The sequence below is a fragment of the Oleiphilus sp. HI0086 genome (genome assembly GCF_001635225.1).
The window spans coordinates 1-297 of sequence record NZ_LWFZ01000311.1 but is presented as its reverse complement, the minus strand read 5'-3'; the positions used below and the strand labels follow the sequence as shown (position 1 = coordinate 297).

The 297-nt window shown below is 46.1% G+C and carries 1 protein-coding gene; it reads right to left on the bottom strand.

Annotated features, from left to right (window positions below; translation table 11 throughout):
- Nucleotides 1–231, bottom strand: a 231-nt coding sequence (locus A3756_RS03910; RefSeq protein ID WP_197481153.1) for an anhydro-N-acetylmuramic acid kinase, incomplete at its 3' end; no start/stop codon positions are given.
- Nucleotides 232–297 lie beyond the last annotated feature (66 nt).

Below are 297 nucleotides of genomic sequence, written 5' to 3'. Positions count from 1 at the left end.
CACGGTTTCCGCAATAGCTTCACCTAGCTCGACACTGGCTTCGCCAAGGCGGTCTATCTCATTGTCGCCTGGTAGTGACAATGACTGAAGTTTCGACTTAAGCGAGCTTGAAAATGGTGCGCTAAATGATTCAATACTGGTGGTTTTGTTTTCAGATATTGAGGCAAGGACGGTATCGATTCCGTCCATGCTGGTGCCAGACATGACGCCTATATATAGTTTGTCTGCCATATCAGGGACTCTATCTGTACTTACTGATTAGAGGCGACTTGATAACTTTCTGAAAAGGTCTCGAGC